We start from the raw sequence: 14,805 nt of genomic DNA on the forward strand, positions 1-14,805 counted from the left end.
CGGAATGACGGTGTTAGATCAGAAACACCTCACCTCGGCTTCCGCCTGCGCCCGCCTCAAATCATTCACCGCCGAATTCGCCTGCTCCGACGTGCGAAACTGGACGCCGAGATTGCCGCGCACCTGGGACATGCTGAGCGCGGTCTCGGCGGTGACATAGCGCTCATAGGTGACGATGGACGCCACAACGTCGATCGAGCAGGAACATTGCTCGATCGCGGCCCGTGTCTCGCCATTGGCCTTCATGCAGCCATAGACATATTCCGCGCGCGCCGCCGTCGGATAGTCGTTGGCCTCCTGCGCGCACGCCGTGGACACGGTCGCCGCCAGCACCGCCAATGCGGCGACAATCGGTCGTAGCTGTCCCGCCAGATTCATGAGCGTCCTCCCGCTGGTTGCGATGAAAGCTATGCTATGCGTATTGTCCTGAAAAGCACTCCCTTCGAGGAAACGGCTCACAAGGTGATGAGAGCACTTGGTCGGACATTGGCGCTCGCGGTGACGCTGGCGCTGACACAGGTCGCAAGCGTCCGCGCCGCGGATACCATCCGCCTTGCGGTGCAGAAGACCGGAACATTCTCCTGGGAGCTGGCCGCGATCCGGGCCGGCGGCCTCGACAAGGAAGCCGACCTGTCGCTGGTGGTCACCGAGCTTGCGAGCCCCGAAGCCGGCAAGATCGCGCTGCGTGCGGGCAGCGCCGACATCATCCTGTCGGACTGGCTATGGGTGTCGCGCGAGCGCGCCCTCGGCGCCAAGCTCACCTTCTACCCCTATTCCAGCGCACTTGGCGCCGTAATGGTGCCCGCGGCCTCGCCGATCAAGACGCTCGCCGACCTCAAGGGCCGCAAGCTCGCCGTCGGTGGTGGCGCGATCGACAAGAGCTGGCTGCTGCTGCAGGCGCGGATGAAGCAGGACGGCATCGACCTGAAGTCCGACGCGACCATCGTCTATGGCGCGCCGCCCTTGATCGCCGCCAAGGCGCTTGACGGCGAAATGGATGCCAGCCTCAATTTCTGGAATTTCTGCGCCCAGCTCGAGGCCAAGGGCTTTCGCCGCCTCGCCGGCATCGAGGACATCCTGCCGAAGTTGGGGGCCAAGGGCGCGGTCTCCGCGGTCGGTTATGTCTTCGACGAGGGCTGGGCCGCAAGCCACCGCGATGCGGTGGCGCGTTTCATTGCGATGACCCGCAAGGCCAAGCAGCTGCTGGTCACCTCCGACGCCGCCTGGGAGAAGATCGCGCCGCTCACCGGCACGAGCGATGCCGTCATGCTCAAGACCTACCGTGACCGTTATCGCGACGGCATTCCGCGCCGGAGCATCGCCGACGAGGAGGCCGATGCGCGCGTGCTCTATCGCGTGTTGGCCGAGACCGGCGGCCGCGACCTGGTCGGGCCGGCGGCCGAACTCGACCCCGGCACCTTCTATCATGCAGTCCCCGGAGACTGAGGTGCTGCGTCTGCTCTCGTTTTCCCTATTCCTCGCGACCTGGTGGCTTGCAGCGCTGTTCGTCGGCGGCGCAAAGCTGCCCTCCCCGCCTGCCGTGCTCACCGTCATCATCGCGGAAGCGTCGAGCGGCGCGCTGTTCCTGCATCTCGGCGCCACGCTGGCGCGCGTCGCGCTCGCCTTCGTGCTGGCGATGTCGCTCGGCAGCGCCATCGGCTACCTGATGGGGCGGGTGAAGCTCGCCGACCGGCTCGGCGATCCCTGGCTGATCCTGCTGCTCAACCTGCCTGCGCTGGTCGTGATCGTGCTCGCGTATATCTGGGCCGGCCTGACCGAGGCGGCGGCGATCGCCGCGATCGCCATCAACAAGCTGCCGACCGCCATCGTCACCTTGCGCGAGGGCACGCGCGCGCTCGACCGTTCGCTGGACGAGATGGCGAGCGTGTTCGCGATGCCGCGCTGGCGTGCCTTCCGCCATGTCGTGCTGCCGCAGCTTGCGCCTTATATCGCGGCCTCGGCGCGCTCCGGATTGTCGCTGGTGTGGAAGATCGTGCTGGTCGCCGAACTCCTGGGACGGCCGAACGGCGTCGGCTTCGAGATCGGCGTCGCGTTCCAGCTGTTCGACACGCCGCGGCTACTCGCCTACTCCCTGACATTCGCCGCCGTCGTGCTCGTGATCGAGACCGTGCTGGTGCAGCCGTTCGAGGCCCGTGCAACAAGGTGGCGGCCCCGTGCGGCTTGAAGTCGATATCACAGGCAAGACGTTCAGGAGTGCCGCGGGCGAAACGCACGAGGTGCTGGCCCCGGTCAAGTTCGCGGTTCAATCCGGCGAGGTCGGCGTGCTGATCGGTCCCTCCGGCTGTGGCAAGAGCACGATGCTGCGCATCATCCTCGGGCTCGACCGCGATTTCCACGGGACCGTCGCGCGACCGCCGGAAGCGCGGATCGGGATGGTGTTCCAGGAGCCGCGGCTGCTGCCGTGGCGCTCGGTCGAACAGAATGTGCGGCTTGCGGCTCCAGACATCTCCGAGGCGAAGCTGTCGGAGCTGTTCAGGATCCTGGAGCTGGAAGCGCATCGCAGCCACTTTCCCGGCGAATTGTCGCTGGGTCTTGCCCGGCGCGTCGCTCTGGCTCGCGCCTTCGCAGTCGAGCCCGATCTGCTCGTGCTCGACGAGCCCCTCGCCTCGCTCGACGACGCGCTCGCGGGCCGCCTGCGCGACGAGATCGCGACGCTGGTCGCAAGCCGCCCCGTGATGACGCTGCTCGTCACCCACAGCCTCGACGATGCGGTCCGCCTCGGCGACCGCCTGTTCTTCCTGTCGCCGCAGCCGGCGCGCATTCTGGCGGAGGTGCCCATCAGCATCCCGCGTGGGGCACGCGGCGACGCAGAGATCGCCACGATCAAGGCGGACCTCGTGGCGAGGATCCAGGGCGAACATGGCGGCGAACGCGCCGGGCGTGATGCCTCATAGCCAGCCACGCAACGCGCGTGGTAAACAGGGCCGGTAGCGGAGCCTGATGATGAAGCGAATGGTCGCCCTCATGACGCTTGGCCTCGCTCTCGTCGCGACCATGGCGAGCGCGCAGGACATGATGCGTGACGTCGACCTCACGTCACCCGCGATGGTCTCCGCGGAAATGAGCCGGCAGGAGGTCGAGGCCATCCTGGGCAAAGCGAGCGCCGGGGCGCCGGCCGATTTCACCGGCAAGCGGTTGTCGGGGCTCGATCTCTCGGGTCTCGACCTTTCCACGGTGATTTTCCGTGCGGCACGACTCAACAAGACAAAACTCGCCGGTGCCCGTCTGGATCATGCGATCCTCGATCAGGCGTGGCTGCTGGACGCCGATCTCGCGGGCGCGAGCCTGAAGGGCGCCAACCTGTTCGCCTCGCAAATGGCGCGCGCGCGTCTAGACGGCGCGGACCTGACCGGTGCTCGCATCGCGGCCGACCTCACCGGCGCAAGCCTGGTCGGCGCCTCGATTGCGGATGCGCATCTTGGCGCCGATATGCGCAACCAGTCGATGGGACTCATGCGCGCCGTGCTGCGATCCGCCAATCTGGAACGGCTGAACGCGCGCAACGCCGACCTGTCGCGCGTCGATCTTGAATTTGCCTCCCTCAAGGGAGCCGACCTGACCGGTGCGTCGCTCAAAAATGCTCAGCTCGGCGGCGCCGACCTGACCGGAGCTACCGTCACTGACGCCGATTTCGAGGGCGCTGATCTTACCTCAGCGAAGCTGATCGCGCCGATCGGCCTTGACCGCGCCCGGAATTTCGACAAGGCAAAGAACCGCGAGCGCCTGATCAGCGAATAAAGGCGCGCCTTTGGGAGGATCGGTTGATGCGTTGGTTTCTGGCCTTGATCGCGTTGTTGACGTTTGCCGGCGAAACCACCGCCCAGAGCAAGGGCAAGGGCATCCGGCTCTGGAACCTGACGACGGAGACGATCTCCGGCTTCCAGCTCTCGCCCGCCGGCAAGACCGAGTGGGGACCGAACCAGTGCCTGAACGACAAGGACAAGGAGGTGGACCACGACGAGCGGCTGCGCATCACCGGCGTCGAACCCGGCCGCTACGACGCCAAGGTCAGCTATCCCAACGCGCGGCAGTGCGTCGTCCGCGACATCGAGATCAAGGCCGACGCGGTGTTCTCGATCGCCGACAAGGATCTGAAGGACTGCACGAAATAGGACGGCCGCGTCACGCCTTGTCGTTCGCGTGCGGATATTCGCAGCGCCACCGTACCGCCTGCCACTTCGGATGGTCGCCAACCCATTGCGCGATATAGGGTGGCGCCGCCATCGCGCATTGCCGCGGCGACCCCGCATAGTTGAACACCAGATGCTGTTCCTCGCAGGTCGCAGGCGACAGCACCGCACACACAGTCACCACCAGGTCGATCGGGTTCATGCCGGAATCCTCACGCAAGGGCGATCAAGGTTTAGCATGAAAGGCTACGTTCCGAGGAGCCGGAAGTTTCAATCCGCCGTGAGGGTTGGCCGGAACAGCCGATCTCTCTGCTGCGCGAGGTCCTAACATGCGAGGCTAGAACTTGAGACCTTGACGCTTCCACATCGTCATGGCCGGGCTTATCCCCGGCCATCCACGCCTTGCTCCGCGGTACAGAGAACGTGGATGCCCGGGACAAGCTCGGGCATGACGACCCTGCATTAGAAATTAACGCCGAACACCAGCCGCGCCTGATGGCGCTCGAAATTGACGAGGTCGAGATTGGCGCCCGATCCGGCCGGGCGGCCCCAGGCCTGCATGCTCCAGCTCAGGGTGAGGCGCGAGCGCTCGGAGAGCTGGAAATAGGCGGTCGGGCCGACGAACAGGGCCTGGCCCGAGAATTCGCCGAGGCCGATGCCCTCGTATTGCCGGAAGTAGCGCAGCTCGCCGCCGAGCAACATGTTGGGCCGCACCCGCACGAGGCCGGCGAAGGCCGCGCCGATCGTAGAGCTTTTCTCCGACAGCCCCGCCACATCGAAGCGCGCCCATTCCGGCTGATAGATCAGGTTGAGGGCGCCGATGGCAAAGTTCGGGATCAGCTCGCGATCGAAGGCGAGCGTGAACTCGGTGCCGTACATCCGCCCCTTGGCGCCGCTGGTCTCGTCGATGCGATCGCCGTGGAGCTCGGCGGCAACGGTCAGGCCAAACGGCGCGCGCTCGCGGTCGAGCAGGCGATAGCGCAGGTCGAGCGAGGCGCCCTGGAAATTGAATTGACGGCGATCGTCGATATCGGGGACGCCGGTGATGTCGTGCAGGCTGGCGGTGGCGCCGAGCTCGATGCGGAAGTTCGGGAGCGGCACCACCTCGATCTCGACCTCCTGCGCGAGGGCGCGATAGGTGCCGCCGCCCTTGCCGAACCGCCCCGTGGTCTGGCTCTGGAATTCGCGCTCGCCGGGATTTCCGACATCGGTCCCGATCATGAAGCCGAAGATGTGCTCGGTATCAAAGCCCTCCTCGGCGTGCACGCAGGTCGGTGCAAGCGCGAATGTGCAGGCAGCCATGATCCAGAAGGTTTGAGCTCTCGCGCGCATCCCGAACACTACCACGGCTTCGACGGCGTTTGCCATCGAAGCCGCGGCAGGTTCGTCAGTCTTACTTGCGCGAAGCGCAGGCGTACATGTTGATTTCCATGCCGACCGGCACTTCCACGATCTTCGGAGCTTTCCAAGCCATCCGGGGTCTCCCAAGGTATTGAGCGCGACATCGCGCGAGGCAAAACCTAGGGCTGCGTCAGGCACAGCGCAAGTCTGGAATCGGAGCGCAAACACAGCGAACTGTCGCATATCGCTTGCGAATTTCCCTCTCGGGCAAACCGTCTTCGCTCCCAGTCAAGCGCGGCTGCTTTCACCGCAACAAGCGCAGCAGCGCGCGGCCGGCGCGCGAGTTCAGCTCCTTCGCATCGAGCGTTCCGTCCTTGTCGGGATTCGCCGCGTTGAAGCGCTGCTCCACCACAGCAAGATATTCGTCGAGCGTGAGAGTCCCGTCGTGGTCGGGGTCGGCGGCCGCGAGCTCTTTCGCGGTCAGCCGTCCGCGCAATTCGCGCGCGTCCAGAGTCCCGTCGTGGTCGGGATCGAGCTTCGCGAACAGCGCCGTAGCCGCCTTCTTCACCTCGGCAAGGTCGAGCGTGCCGTCATTGTCGGTATCAAACATCTTGACGGCATTGCCGGAGGCCGACCAGGCCGGACCGGACAGCAATGCAACCGTGAGCGCAAGCGCAACAGAGCGGCGTGACATCATGAAAACCTCCCTCACCAAGAGCTCCGATTCGAGCCGGATCGAAACGACATAAGTCCACAAGCGAGGCCCGGTTCAAGTCTGGAATTGCAAGTATCGCGCCGCACAACTCGCGGAACCGGTCGGCCCGCGCGCGGCGGCCCCGCGCTGGCATTTCCTCATGCCGTGGAATTTTTTCAGCGCCTGCGCACAAGTGAGAGTCGGTCGTCAGGTTTCCGTAAGGTAACTGACATCTGCGTCCAACATATCGGCATGACGCTTACGACTTTCGTATTGACGCGTTTTGCATTCGGGCGGAGTGTTGCTGTCGCAGCGTCAAAAGGCGCGCATATTTGGAGGAACGGATGAAACGCTTTGCGATGGCCGCGAGCCTCGTCATGCTTGCATCAACGTATGCAAACGCCCAGACCACCGAGCAACTGGTCAAGGGTGCGACCGATACATCGAACGTTCTCAACTACGGGATGGGCTACAATCTCCAGCGCTTCTCGACCCTGAACCAGATCAACAAGGACACGGTGAAAAACCTCGTCCCGGTCTGGAACTACTCCTTCAATGACGATCGCAGCGAGGAATCGCAGCCGCTGGTGTACCAGGGCGTGATCTACGTGACCTCGCACAACGCGACCATGGCGGTCGACGCCAAGACCGGCAAGCAGATCTGGAAATCCAAGATCGAGTATCCCGCCGAGACGCCGCGCATCGTCTGCTGCGGCATCATCAACCGCGGCGCCGCGCTCTACGACGGCAAGGTGTTCCGTACCACCCTCGACGCCAACGTGATCGCGCTCGACGCCAAGGACGGCAAGGAGCTTTGGCGGCAGAAGGCGGCCGACATCAAGGAAGGCTATTCGATGACGGTGGCCCCGCTGGTCGCCGACGGCGTCGTCATCACCGGCATCTCCGGCGCCGAGTTCGGCACCCGCGGCTTCATCGACGGCTGGGATCCGGCGACGGGCAAGCATCTCTGGCGCACCCATTCGATCCCCTCTCCCGACGAGCCCGGTGGCGACACCTGGAAGGGCGACACCTGGAAGCTCGGCGGCGGCTCGACCTGGATCACCGGCTCCTACGATCCCGAGCTGAACACGGTCTATTGGGGCATCGGCAATCCCGGCCCGTTCAACTCGGCGGTGCGCCCCGGCGACAACCTCTACACCTGCTCCGTGCTGGCGATGGATCCCAAGACCGGCAAGATCAAGTGGCACTACCAGTTCTCGCCGAACAATCCGTTCGACTATGACAGCGTGGCCGAGATGGTCCTCGCCGACATGAACGTCGAGGGCAAGCCGACCAAAGTGCTGATGGATGCCAACCGCAACGGCTTCTTCTACGTGCTCGACCGCACCAACGGAAAGCTGCTCGCGGCCAATCCCTACGTGAAGGTGAACTGGGCGACCGGCGTCGACATGAAGACGGGCCGGCCGATCGAGACCGACGTTTCAAAGGACGCACGCGAGGGCAAGAAGGTGACGGTCTATCCGTCGATCCTCGGCGGCAAGAACTGGGAGCCGATGTCGTTCAATCCGCAAACCGGATTGGCCTACGCCAACACGCTCGCCTTCGGCGGCAAGTACAAGGCCGAACCGGTCACCTTCAAGCAGGGCGAATGGTATCTCGGCATGGACCTCACCGATCCCTGGGAATTCGGGGACGGCGCGCGCGGCCATCTGAAGGCGATTGATCCGATGACCGGCAAGGCGAAGTGGGAGGCGCCCGCCGACATCCCGCGCTTCTCTGGCGTGCTGTCGACCGCGGGCGGCGTCGTGTTCACGGGCGCCCTGACCGGCGAGTTCGAGGCCTTCGATGCCGACACCGGCAAGAAGCTCTGGCAGTTCCAGACCGGCTCCGGCATCGAGGGACAACCGGTGACGTGGCAGCAGGATGGCGTGCAGCACATCGCCGTCACCAGCGGCTACGGCGGCGTCTACTCGCTGTTCTCCGGCGACGAGCGGCTCGCCAAGGTGCCGCCCGGCGGCTCGCTGTGGGTCTTTGCGGTCAAGCAATAGCCCCGGCAAGATGCTGAGAGAAGTGGCTTACAAGACGGCGGCGAAGATCGCCGCCGTCGCGGTGCTGACGGTCGCGCTTGCGGCGACCGCTCGTGCCGCGGATGACGCAACCGGCAATCCCGTGCAGGCGCAGATCGACCATGGCAAGTCGACCTATGCCGAGAAATGCTCGCACTGCCACGGCCCCAATCTGATGAACTCCGGCACCATCACGCCGGACCTCCGCGCCTTCCCCGACGACAAAACGCGCTTCGTCACCACCGTGAAGAACGGCAAGAACAACAAGATGCCGCCCTGGGGCGACATCCTCAGCGAGGACCAGATCGGGGAGCTCTGGGTCTTCATCTCGAGCCGGAGGAAGCCATGAAGCGCTGGCTCGCCGCCTGGAGCCTCGCCGCGGTCCTCGCGGCCAACGCTGCGCATGCGGCCGATGGCCCGTTGAGCGTCTGTCTCGACGAGGACCGGCCGCCGCTCTCGGTGCATCACAAGGGCAAGGCGGATTCCGGCTTCGATGTGCTGCTGGCGCAGGCGATCGCGGAGCGGATCGGACGACCGCTGAAGATCCAGTGGTTCGAGAGCAGGCTGGATGAGGATTCCAGCCCGCAGCTCGAGGCCAACGCGCTGCTCTCCGACGGACGCTGCTCGCTCGTCGGCGGCTATGCGCTGACGACGGATTCCCTCGTCAAGCCCGGCATGAAGACGGCGCGCCTGCCGGATTTCACCGGTGCCACGCGCGAGGACCGGCGGCGCCGCGTCGCGCTCGGCGAGCTCACCCCGAGCCAGCCTTACGTCTACTCGCCGATGACGGTGGTGCTCGGGCCGAAGGCGAAGGGGCGCAAGATCGCCGACATCGGCGATCTTGCCGGGCTCCGCCTCGCCATCGAGAGCGGCTCGCTCGGCGATGCGATCCTGATGACCTTCGACAAGGGACGCCTGATCGACGGCATCACGCATCTCGTTCCCGGCCGCGACGATCTCCTCGGCGCGCTCGCCAGCGGCGACTATGATGCGACACTGATCGACCTCGGCCGCTTCGATGCCCACCGCGCCGCGCATCCGGATACGGCGATCACCGCGTCCGGCTACTATTATCCGATCGGCGCCAATCGTGGTTATGTCGGGCTTGCCAGTGACCCTGCCCTGATCGACGCCGTCAACAAGGCACTGACCGAGCTCGCAGCTGAAGGCAAGATCGCCGAATTCGGCAGGCAGGCCGGCCTCACCTATTTGCCGCCGCGGGAGCCCGTGATCCTCGGCGATGTCTGGATGAAGATCATTCAGCGGTGATTCTGTTCGTCATTCCGGGGCGCCCGCAGGGCGAACCCGGAATCCATTTCTCCGCAGAGCATGCGGCCCCAATGGATTCCGGGCCTGCGCGCTTCGCGCGCTCCCGGAATGACGGCGGATGTGGCTGGCAGCGTCTCACTTCGTATAGTGCGGCGGTTCATTCGGCCATTTGGTGAAGTCGTGAGCGCCTCCGCCACAGACCTGCGCGCCACCCTCTCCCGGGAAATCAAGACCGGCGAGCTGCTGCGCGCGCTGATCGTCGGTCCGAACAAGCAGCGCCATACCTTCCAATGCGCCAATCTGTCTCGCCTGCCGACCATGGCAGAGACGGCGTGATGCAGTAGCTTCGGTAAAAATCCGGGAGAGAATCATGTCCGCAAAACTCGATCGCCGCCACTTCGTCGCCGCCGGCACCACCGCACTCGCGATGCCCTTCCTCGCGCGCAGCGCCTCGGCGCAGGGCACATCGCAAGGCACATCTCAAGGCACCTGGCCGTCGCGGCAGGTTCGCATGATTTGCAGCTACCCGGCCGGCGGACAGACCGACCTGCTCGCGCGCGCCTACGGCGAATTCATCTCCAAGCAGGTCGGCAAGACCGTCGTGATCGAGAACAAGCCCGGCGCCGCCGGCGCGATCGGCACGGCCGAGGTTGCCCGCGCGGAGCCCGACGGCCACACCATCCTGTGCTCGATCTCGACCACCTACATCATGAACCGGGTGGTGATGAAGAATCCCGGCTACGACATGGACAAGGACCTGACGCTCGTCAGCGTCATTCCGGGCGCCGGCCTTTTGCTGGTCGCGAACCCCAAGACCGGCGTCAAGACGCTGGAAGATTTCGTCGCGTTCGCGCGCAAGAGCGGCAAGGTGAACTTCGGCACCTACAGCGCGGGCTCGTCCCCGCACATGACGATCAACGAGCTTAACAAGCAATACGGCCTCAACATCGAGCCGGTCCATTACCGCGGCGAAGCCCCGATGTGGACCGGAATGCTGGAAGGCACGCTCGATGCCGCGATGGGCAGTTACACGGCCGCGCAATCGGTCCTGCAAAGCGACCGCGGCACCGTGTTCGCGGTGCATTCGAAGAAGGTCGACGCGATTCCGGCCATCAAGACCCTCCCCGAACAGGGCGCCACGTCGAAATTCTTCACCGTCAGCGGGTTCACCGGCTGGGCGGTGCCGAAGGCAACGCCGCAGCCGGTGGTCGACCGGCTGGCCGAGCTCTGCGTCGCCGCCAACAGCGATCCGAAGGTGAAGGAGGTGCTCGCGACCTTCGTGCTCGAACCCGCGATCGGCTTCAAGGAGACCAATGCGCTGTATCAGCGCGAGCTGCCGATCTGGATCGAGAGCGCGCGGTCGTTGGGCCTCGAGCCGGCTTGAACCTTTGGGCATGGCGCATCGGACACGCTTCCGCGGTGCGGCACGGCATCCGACCAAAGCCTAGGTCGATGTCGGCGACGGCCCCCACTATCATAGGTGGTGCCGGAGAACCTCGGGGTCCGAACGAGAAAGGCCGATCGCATGACGCCAGATGCCATCGCCATAGCCGCCATGATCATCCTGCTCTTTCCGATGGGCTATTTCACGCTGGCCTCGCCCGCCTTCCTGCTGGTGAAGCTCGACATCCGGCCCGTCGCCCTGCTGCTGCGTGGAATGTTCAATGCCCATTTCCTGGTCATGGGCGTTGCCGGAATCATCGGGACGGCGGCTTTCCTCCTCGCCGGACGGCCGCTCTTCGCCGCGGCGGTCGGCCTGCTTGCAGCTGTGGCGATTGGCGGGCGCCGCTGGTTCATGCAGCGGATGGACGACCAGCTCAGCGCGAGTGATGCGGGCGACACCGAGGCTCCGCGGCGGCTACGCCGGCTGCACTGGAGCGGGATGCTGTGCAACGCGGTCCTGCTTGCCGCTCTGCTGGCCAGCATTCCCTACATTGCGACGACGGCATGAGCGCATTGGCCGCTCGCCGGGAGCTCCCCGGCGTGCGCCTAATGCTCGTTCGCGGCCGCGGCGCTCTGCTGCCCCTTGTGGATCGAGGACGGCACCACGCCGAAATATTTCCGGAATACGCGGCTGAAATGCGATGAGCTGGAAAAGCCCCAGGAGAATGCCACGTCGGTGATGGTCTTGCCGGCGTGGGCCTCGAGCTCCTGACGGCAGTTCTGAAGCCGCGCCTGCCAGATGTAATCGCTCACCGTGGTGCCGCGCTCGGAGAACAGCATGTGCAGATAGCGCTTGGAGCAGCCGAGCTCGGCGGAGATCTGGTCGATGCACAGATCCGGATCGCGCAGGTGCTCGCGGATGAAGAACTGCGCGCGCACATACATCGCCTCGGGCCCGACCCGATCGAACATCGTGTCGGCTTCGCGCAGCGGCAGCAGCAAAAGGTCGATCAGCGAATCGGCGACGCCGACCGCGCTATTCGCCGACAGCTTGGCCGCCTCGTCGAATGTCGCGTGGACGAAATCGTGGGCGATCCGCCCCGTGCCCGTCTTCGCCGACAATTTGCAGGCCGGCATCCGCTGCGACGGGAAGCCGCGGTCGCGCAGCAGTGCCTTCGGCACGATCACCACGTCGTGACGCGTGAAGGCGGGGCTGATGATCGAATGCGGGCAGGATACGTCATAGGCGATGATGTCGCCGGGATTGATTTCGATGTGACGGCCTTCCTGCTCGAAATAGGACACGCCGTAGGTCTGGAAGTGGATTTTTATGTACGGGTGTTCGTTGGCCTTGGCGCGCGCCAGCGTGTGCGCGATGCGATGCTGGCTGACCTCGATCTGACACAGCTTCAGGCGCGAGACGGTGGTGTAGTCGATGCGGCCCTCGAGCGAGGACGCCTCCAGCGGATCGACGTCGAAATGCCCACACAGACTGGTCAGCCCGTCGATCCAGCTCTGGATCTGGCGCTTCGGCGTCATTCCCGTCGTCGAGAGCGTGTGAATGGTGTCGGACATTAATCCAGCCACTGGTTTGATTCGGAAATTTCGACGCGAATCGCGACCAGCGCTTCCGGAGCCCTCAGCCGAGATTGCGTGACGTTTACCTCGAATTTGAGCGGTCTTCTGCAACGAGCGCCATCGTTTCATTGCCACCCTTGAAGGTTAATCCTCCGCCTTAGTTGCAGCGCCGTCAAGGGGAACCTGAGCGCAGAGCGCGGTCCCGAAGCGACGCGGAAGCCGCTGAATTCGCTACTGCAAAATCAAAATCTTCGCGTCCGTGCGCTGTCAAGCAAACCGGCTTCCCTCTTGGGCAAGTTTCCCGATGACGAAGTCGTTAGGGATTGCGGCAGGAACAACAAGAACGGGCCGCTCCTGCACGTGGACCCGTGGCTCTCATCAGGAGGAGGAAACACCGCACCATCGTTTCTGGTCCCAATCGTGACCGCCCTGCACGAGCAGACGCCGGACGAGAAGCCCGGTGATTGAGCAACGCTTCGGAAACAATAAACGATACCAACGGAGGAATAACTATGCGCAAGGTGCTACTGGCGACCTATCTTGGCTCCGCGGCGGCTCTCGCCGTCGGCAGCGCTTCAGCCAATGACGAGCTGATCAAGATGTCGCAGAACCCGAAGGACTGGGTGATGCCGGCGGGCGACTATGCCAATACCCGCTATTCCAAGCTGAACCAGATCAACGCACAAAACGTGGGCAAGCTCCAGGTCGCCTGGACCTTCTCGACCGGCGTGCTGCGCGGCCATGAAGGTGGCCCGCTGATCATTGGCAACATGATGTACGTCCATACGCCGTTCCCGAACAAGGTCTACGCTATTGACCTTTCCAACGAGAACAAGATCGTCTGGAAGTACGAGCCGAAGCAGGACCCGAACGTCATCCCGGTGATGTGCTGCGATACGGTCAACCGCGGCCTGTCCTATGGCGACGGCAAGATCATCCTGCATCAGGCCGACACCAACCTCGTCGCGCTCGACGCCAAGACGGGCCAGGTGGCCTGGTCGGCGACGAACGGCGATCCGAGCAAGGGCCAGACCGGCACCTCGGCGGCGCTGGTCGTCAAGGACAAGGTCCTGGTCGGCATCTCCGGCGGCGAATTCGGCGTGCAGTGCCACGTCACCGCTTACGATCTCAAGAGCGGCAAGCAGGTCTGGCGCGCCTTCTCCGAAGGTCCGGACGACCAGATCAAAGTCGATCCGGCCAAGACGACGTCGCTCGGCAAGCCCGTCGGCGCCGACTCCTCGCTGAAGACCTGGCAGGGCGACCAATGGAAGATCGGCGGCGGCTGCACCTGGGGCTGGATGTCCTACGATCCCGCTCTGAACCTCGTCTATTACGGGTCGGGCAATCCTTCGACCTGGAATCCGAAGCAGCGTCCGGGCGACAACAAGTGGTCGATGACCATCTTCGCACGCGACGCGGACACCGGCATGGCCAAATGGGTCTACCAGATGACGCCCCACGACGAGTGGGACTATGACGGCGTCAACGAGATGATCCTCTCGGATCAGCAGATCAATGGCCAGGCGCGCAAGCTCCTGACGCATTTCGACCGCAACGGCCTTGGCTACACCATGGACCGTGAAAGCGGCGAACTGCTGGTTGCCGAAAAGTACGATCCGAAGGTGAACTGGACCTCCGGCGTCGACATGGACAAGAACTCGCCGACCTATGGCCGTCCGAAGGTGCTCGACGCAGCTTCGACCGACAAGGCGGGCGAGGACCACAACGTGAAGGGCATCTGCCCGGCCGCGCTCGGCACCAAGGACGAGCAGCCGGCAGCCTACTCGCCGGACACGCAGCTGTTCTACGTTCCGACCAACCACGTCTGCATGGACTACGAGCCGTTCAAGGTGAGCTACACCGCGGGCCAGCCCTATGTGGGTGCGACGCTCTCGATGTATCCGCCGCAGGGTGAAAGCCACATGGGCAACTTCATCGCCTGGGACGGCAAGACCGGCAAGATCGTCTGGTCGAACAAGGAGCAGTTCTCGGTCTGGTCGGGTGCGCTCGCAACCGCCGGCGGCGTGGTGTTCTACGGCACGCTCGAAGGCTACCTGAAGGCGGTCGACGCCAAGTCGGGCAAGGAGCTCTACAAGTTCAAGACTCCGTCCGGCATCATCGGCAACGTCACGACCTATGAGAACGGCGGCAAGCAGTACGTCGCAGTGCTCTCGGGCGTCGGCGGATGGGCCGGCATCGGTCTCGCCGCAGGCCTGACCGATCCGACCGCCGGTCTCGGCGCAGTCGGTGGCTACGCGGCCCTCAGCAACTACACGGCACTCGGCGGTACGCTGACCGTGTTCTCGCTGCCGGCGAACTAGCCCCACCTTCGTGTCGCTCCGGCGCGTGGATCAACTCCACG

At 64.4% G+C, this 14,805-nt stretch carries 18 protein-coding genes; 12 read left to right on the plus strand and 6 right to left on the minus strand.

Annotated features, from left to right (window positions below):
• Positions 1 to 18: 18 nt before the first annotated feature.
• Positions 19 to 378, minus strand: a complete 360-nt coding sequence (locus ACE10W_RS28370) for a hypothetical protein (RefSeq protein ID WP_038966733.1) — start codon at positions 376 to 378, stop codon at positions 19 to 21.
• A gap of 87 nt (positions 379 to 465) precedes the next feature.
• Here ACE10W_RS28370 and ACE10W_RS28375 point away from each other — a divergent pair, with 87 nt between their 5' ends.
• Genes ACE10W_RS28375 through ACE10W_RS28395 form a run of 5 tightly spaced genes read left to right on the plus strand, consistent with a single transcriptional unit; the run spans position 466 to position 4,133 of the window.
• Positions 466 to 1,446, plus strand: a complete 981-nt coding sequence (locus ACE10W_RS28375) for an ABC transporter substrate-binding protein (RefSeq protein ID WP_271552129.1) — start codon at positions 466 to 468, stop codon at positions 1,444 to 1,446.
• 1 nt (position 1,447) lies between these two features.
• Positions 1,448 to 2,185, plus strand: coding sequence for an ABC transporter permease (locus tag ACE10W_RS28380; RefSeq protein WP_011088940.1), 738 nt, complete (start codon positions 1,448 to 1,450; stop codon positions 2,183 to 2,185).
• Positions 2,175 to 2,915: an ABC transporter ATP-binding protein gene (locus ACE10W_RS28385; protein ID WP_162603703.1), complete on the plus strand. Its 741-nt coding sequence runs from the start codon at positions 2,175 to 2,177 to the stop codon at positions 2,913 to 2,915. Before ACE10W_RS28380 ends, ACE10W_RS28385 begins: the two co-directional genes overlap by 11 nt.
• A gap of 46 nt (positions 2,916 to 2,961) precedes the next feature.
• The gene (locus tag ACE10W_RS28390) at positions 2,962 to 3,759 is read left to right on the plus strand and encodes a pentapeptide repeat-containing protein (RefSeq protein ID WP_271552128.1); all 798 of its coding nucleotides are present in this window, start codon (positions 2,962 to 2,964) and stop codon (positions 3,757 to 3,759) included.
• Positions 3,760 to 3,785: 26 nt separating this feature from the next.
• Positions 3,786 to 4,133 carry a hypothetical protein gene (locus ACE10W_RS28395; protein ID WP_182872250.1) on the plus strand — a complete coding sequence of 116 codons (348 nt, stop codon included), beginning with the start codon at positions 3,786 to 3,788 and terminating at the stop codon, positions 4,131 to 4,133.
• A 10-nt stretch (positions 4,134 to 4,143) separates the two neighbouring features.
• On the opposite strand, the gene ACE10W_RS28400 is transcribed toward ACE10W_RS28395, so the two are convergent.
• From ACE10W_RS28400 to ACE10W_RS28415, 4 genes are all read right to left on the minus strand, one after another.
• A complete protein-coding gene (locus ACE10W_RS28400) occupies positions 4,144 to 4,353 on the minus strand; it encodes a hypothetical protein (RefSeq protein ID WP_011088944.1) in 210 nt (69 codons plus the stop codon).
• 260 nt (positions 4,354 to 4,613) lie between these two features.
• Entirely contained in the window at positions 4,614 to 5,519 is a 906-nt protein-coding gene (locus ACE10W_RS28405; RefSeq protein ID WP_038966738.1) for a hypothetical protein, read from the minus strand.
• A 25-nt stretch (positions 5,520 to 5,544) separates the two neighbouring features.
• Positions 5,545 to 5,625 carry a pyrroloquinoline quinone precursor peptide PqqA gene (gene pqqA / locus ACE10W_RS28410; protein ID WP_008562446.1) on the minus strand — a complete coding sequence of 27 codons (81 nt, stop codon included), beginning with the start codon at positions 5,623 to 5,625 and terminating at the stop codon, positions 5,545 to 5,547.
• A gap of 171 nt (positions 5,626 to 5,796) precedes the next feature.
• Positions 5,797 to 6,189 carry an EF-hand domain-containing protein gene (locus tag ACE10W_RS28415; RefSeq protein WP_271552127.1) on the minus strand — a complete coding sequence of 131 codons (393 nt, stop codon included), beginning with the start codon at positions 6,187 to 6,189 and terminating at the stop codon, positions 5,797 to 5,799.
• Positions 6,190 to 6,530: 341 nt separating this feature from the next.
• On the opposite strand from ACE10W_RS28415, the gene ACE10W_RS28420 reads away from it, so the two are divergent.
• The 6 genes from ACE10W_RS28420 (at position 6,531) to ACE10W_RS28445 (ending at position 11,433) form a co-directional block, all read left to right on the plus strand.
• Positions 6,531 to 8,195 carry a methanol/ethanol family PQQ-dependent dehydrogenase gene (locus ACE10W_RS28420; RefSeq protein WP_375762215.1) on the plus strand — a complete coding sequence of 555 codons (1,665 nt, stop codon included), beginning with the start codon at positions 6,531 to 6,533 and terminating at the stop codon, positions 8,193 to 8,195.
• A gap of 10 nt (positions 8,196 to 8,205) precedes the next feature.
• A complete protein-coding gene (locus tag ACE10W_RS28425; RefSeq protein WP_028174362.1) occupies positions 8,206 to 8,562 on the plus strand; it encodes a cytochrome c in 357 nt (118 codons plus the stop codon).
• Positions 8,559 to 9,482, plus strand: coding sequence for an ABC transporter substrate-binding protein (locus ACE10W_RS28430; protein ID WP_097532461.1), 924 nt, complete (start codon positions 8,559 to 8,561; stop codon positions 9,480 to 9,482). The genes ACE10W_RS28425 and ACE10W_RS28430 overlap by 4 nt, the downstream gene beginning before the upstream one ends.
• 180 nt (positions 9,483 to 9,662) lie before the next feature.
• The gene (locus ACE10W_RS28435; protein ID WP_162603449.1) at positions 9,663 to 9,818 is read left to right on the plus strand and encodes a hypothetical protein; all 156 of its coding nucleotides are present in this window, start codon (positions 9,663 to 9,665) and stop codon (positions 9,816 to 9,818) included.
• A gap of 34 nt (positions 9,819 to 9,852) precedes the next feature.
• Entirely contained in the window at positions 9,853 to 10,866 is a 1,014-nt protein-coding gene (locus tag ACE10W_RS28440; RefSeq protein WP_271552126.1) for a tripartite tricarboxylate transporter substrate binding protein, read from the plus strand.
• 141 nt (positions 10,867 to 11,007) lie between these two features.
• Complete coding sequence (locus ACE10W_RS28445; protein WP_271552163.1) at positions 11,008 to 11,433, plus strand: hypothetical protein; 426 nt, start codon at positions 11,008 to 11,010, stop codon at positions 11,431 to 11,433.
• A gap of 38 nt (positions 11,434 to 11,471) precedes the next feature.
• Here the strand turns inward: ACE10W_RS28445 and ACE10W_RS28450 are convergent, their stop codons facing one another.
• Positions 11,472 to 12,440 carry a helix-turn-helix domain-containing protein gene (locus ACE10W_RS28450; protein ID WP_028174358.1) on the minus strand — a complete coding sequence of 323 codons (969 nt, stop codon included), beginning with the start codon at positions 12,438 to 12,440 and terminating at the stop codon, positions 11,472 to 11,474.
• 515 nt (positions 12,441 to 12,955) lie between these two features.
• On the opposite strand from ACE10W_RS28450, the gene xoxF5 reads away from it, so the two are divergent.
• Complete coding sequence (gene xoxF5, locus ACE10W_RS28455; RefSeq protein WP_011088953.1) at positions 12,956 to 14,764, plus strand: lanthanide-dependent methanol dehydrogenase XoxF5; 1,809 nt, start codon at positions 12,956 to 12,958, stop codon at positions 14,762 to 14,764.
• Positions 14,765 to 14,805 lie beyond the last annotated feature (41 nt).

This window comes from Bradyrhizobium sp. B025 (assembly GCF_042257955.1).
In the GTDB taxonomy this organism is placed as follows: Bacteria; Pseudomonadota; Alphaproteobacteria; order Rhizobiales; family Xanthobacteraceae; genus Bradyrhizobium; species Bradyrhizobium diazoefficiens.

Bases quoted from the DNA above. Each gene is read 5' to 3' on its own strand.
- ACE10W_RS28370 (WP_038966733.1), bottom strand. From the start codon at position 378: ATGAATCTGGCGGGACAGCTACGACCGATTGTCGCCGCATTGGCGGTG.
- ACE10W_RS28375 (WP_271552129.1), top strand. From the start codon at position 466: ATGAGAGCACTTGGTCGGACATTGGCGCTCGCGGTGACGCTGGCGCTG.
- ACE10W_RS28390 (WP_271552128.1), top strand. From the start codon at position 2,962: ATGATGAAGCGAATGGTCGCCCTCATGACGCTTGGCCTCGCTCTCGTC.
- ACE10W_RS28395 (WP_182872250.1), top strand. From the start codon at position 3,786: ATGCGTTGGTTTCTGGCCTTGATCGCGTTGTTGACGTTTGCCGGCGAA.
- ACE10W_RS28400 (WP_011088944.1), bottom strand. From the start codon at position 4,353: ATGAACCCGATCGACCTGGTGGTGACTGTGTGTGCGGTGCTGTCGCCT.
- ACE10W_RS28405 (WP_038966738.1), bottom strand. From the start codon at position 5,519: ATGGCAAACGCCGTCGAAGCCGTGGTAGTGTTCGGGATGCGCGCGAGA.
- pqqA (WP_008562446.1), bottom strand. From the start codon at position 5,625: ATGGCTTGGAAAGCTCCGAAGATCGTGGAAGTGCCGGTCGGCATGGAA.
- ACE10W_RS28415 (WP_271552127.1), bottom strand. From the start codon at position 6,189: ATGATGTCACGCCGCTCTGTTGCGCTTGCGCTCACGGTTGCATTGCTG.
- ACE10W_RS28420 (WP_375762215.1), top strand. From the start codon at position 6,531: ATGAAACGCTTTGCGATGGCCGCGAGCCTCGTCATGCTTGCATCAACG.
- ACE10W_RS28425 (WP_028174362.1), top strand. From the start codon at position 8,206: ATGCTGAGAGAAGTGGCTTACAAGACGGCGGCGAAGATCGCCGCCGTC.
- ACE10W_RS28430 (WP_097532461.1), top strand. From the start codon at position 8,559: ATGAAGCGCTGGCTCGCCGCCTGGAGCCTCGCCGCGGTCCTCGCGGCC.
- ACE10W_RS28440 (WP_271552126.1), top strand. From the start codon at position 9,853: ATGTCCGCAAAACTCGATCGCCGCCACTTCGTCGCCGCCGGCACCACC.
- ACE10W_RS28445 (WP_271552163.1), top strand. From the start codon at position 11,008: ATGACGCCAGATGCCATCGCCATAGCCGCCATGATCATCCTGCTCTTT.
- ACE10W_RS28450 (WP_028174358.1), bottom strand. From the start codon at position 12,440: ATGTCCGACACCATTCACACGCTCTCGACGACGGGAATGACGCCGAAG.
- xoxF5 (WP_011088953.1), top strand. From the start codon at position 12,956: ATGCGCAAGGTGCTACTGGCGACCTATCTTGGCTCCGCGGCGGCTCTC.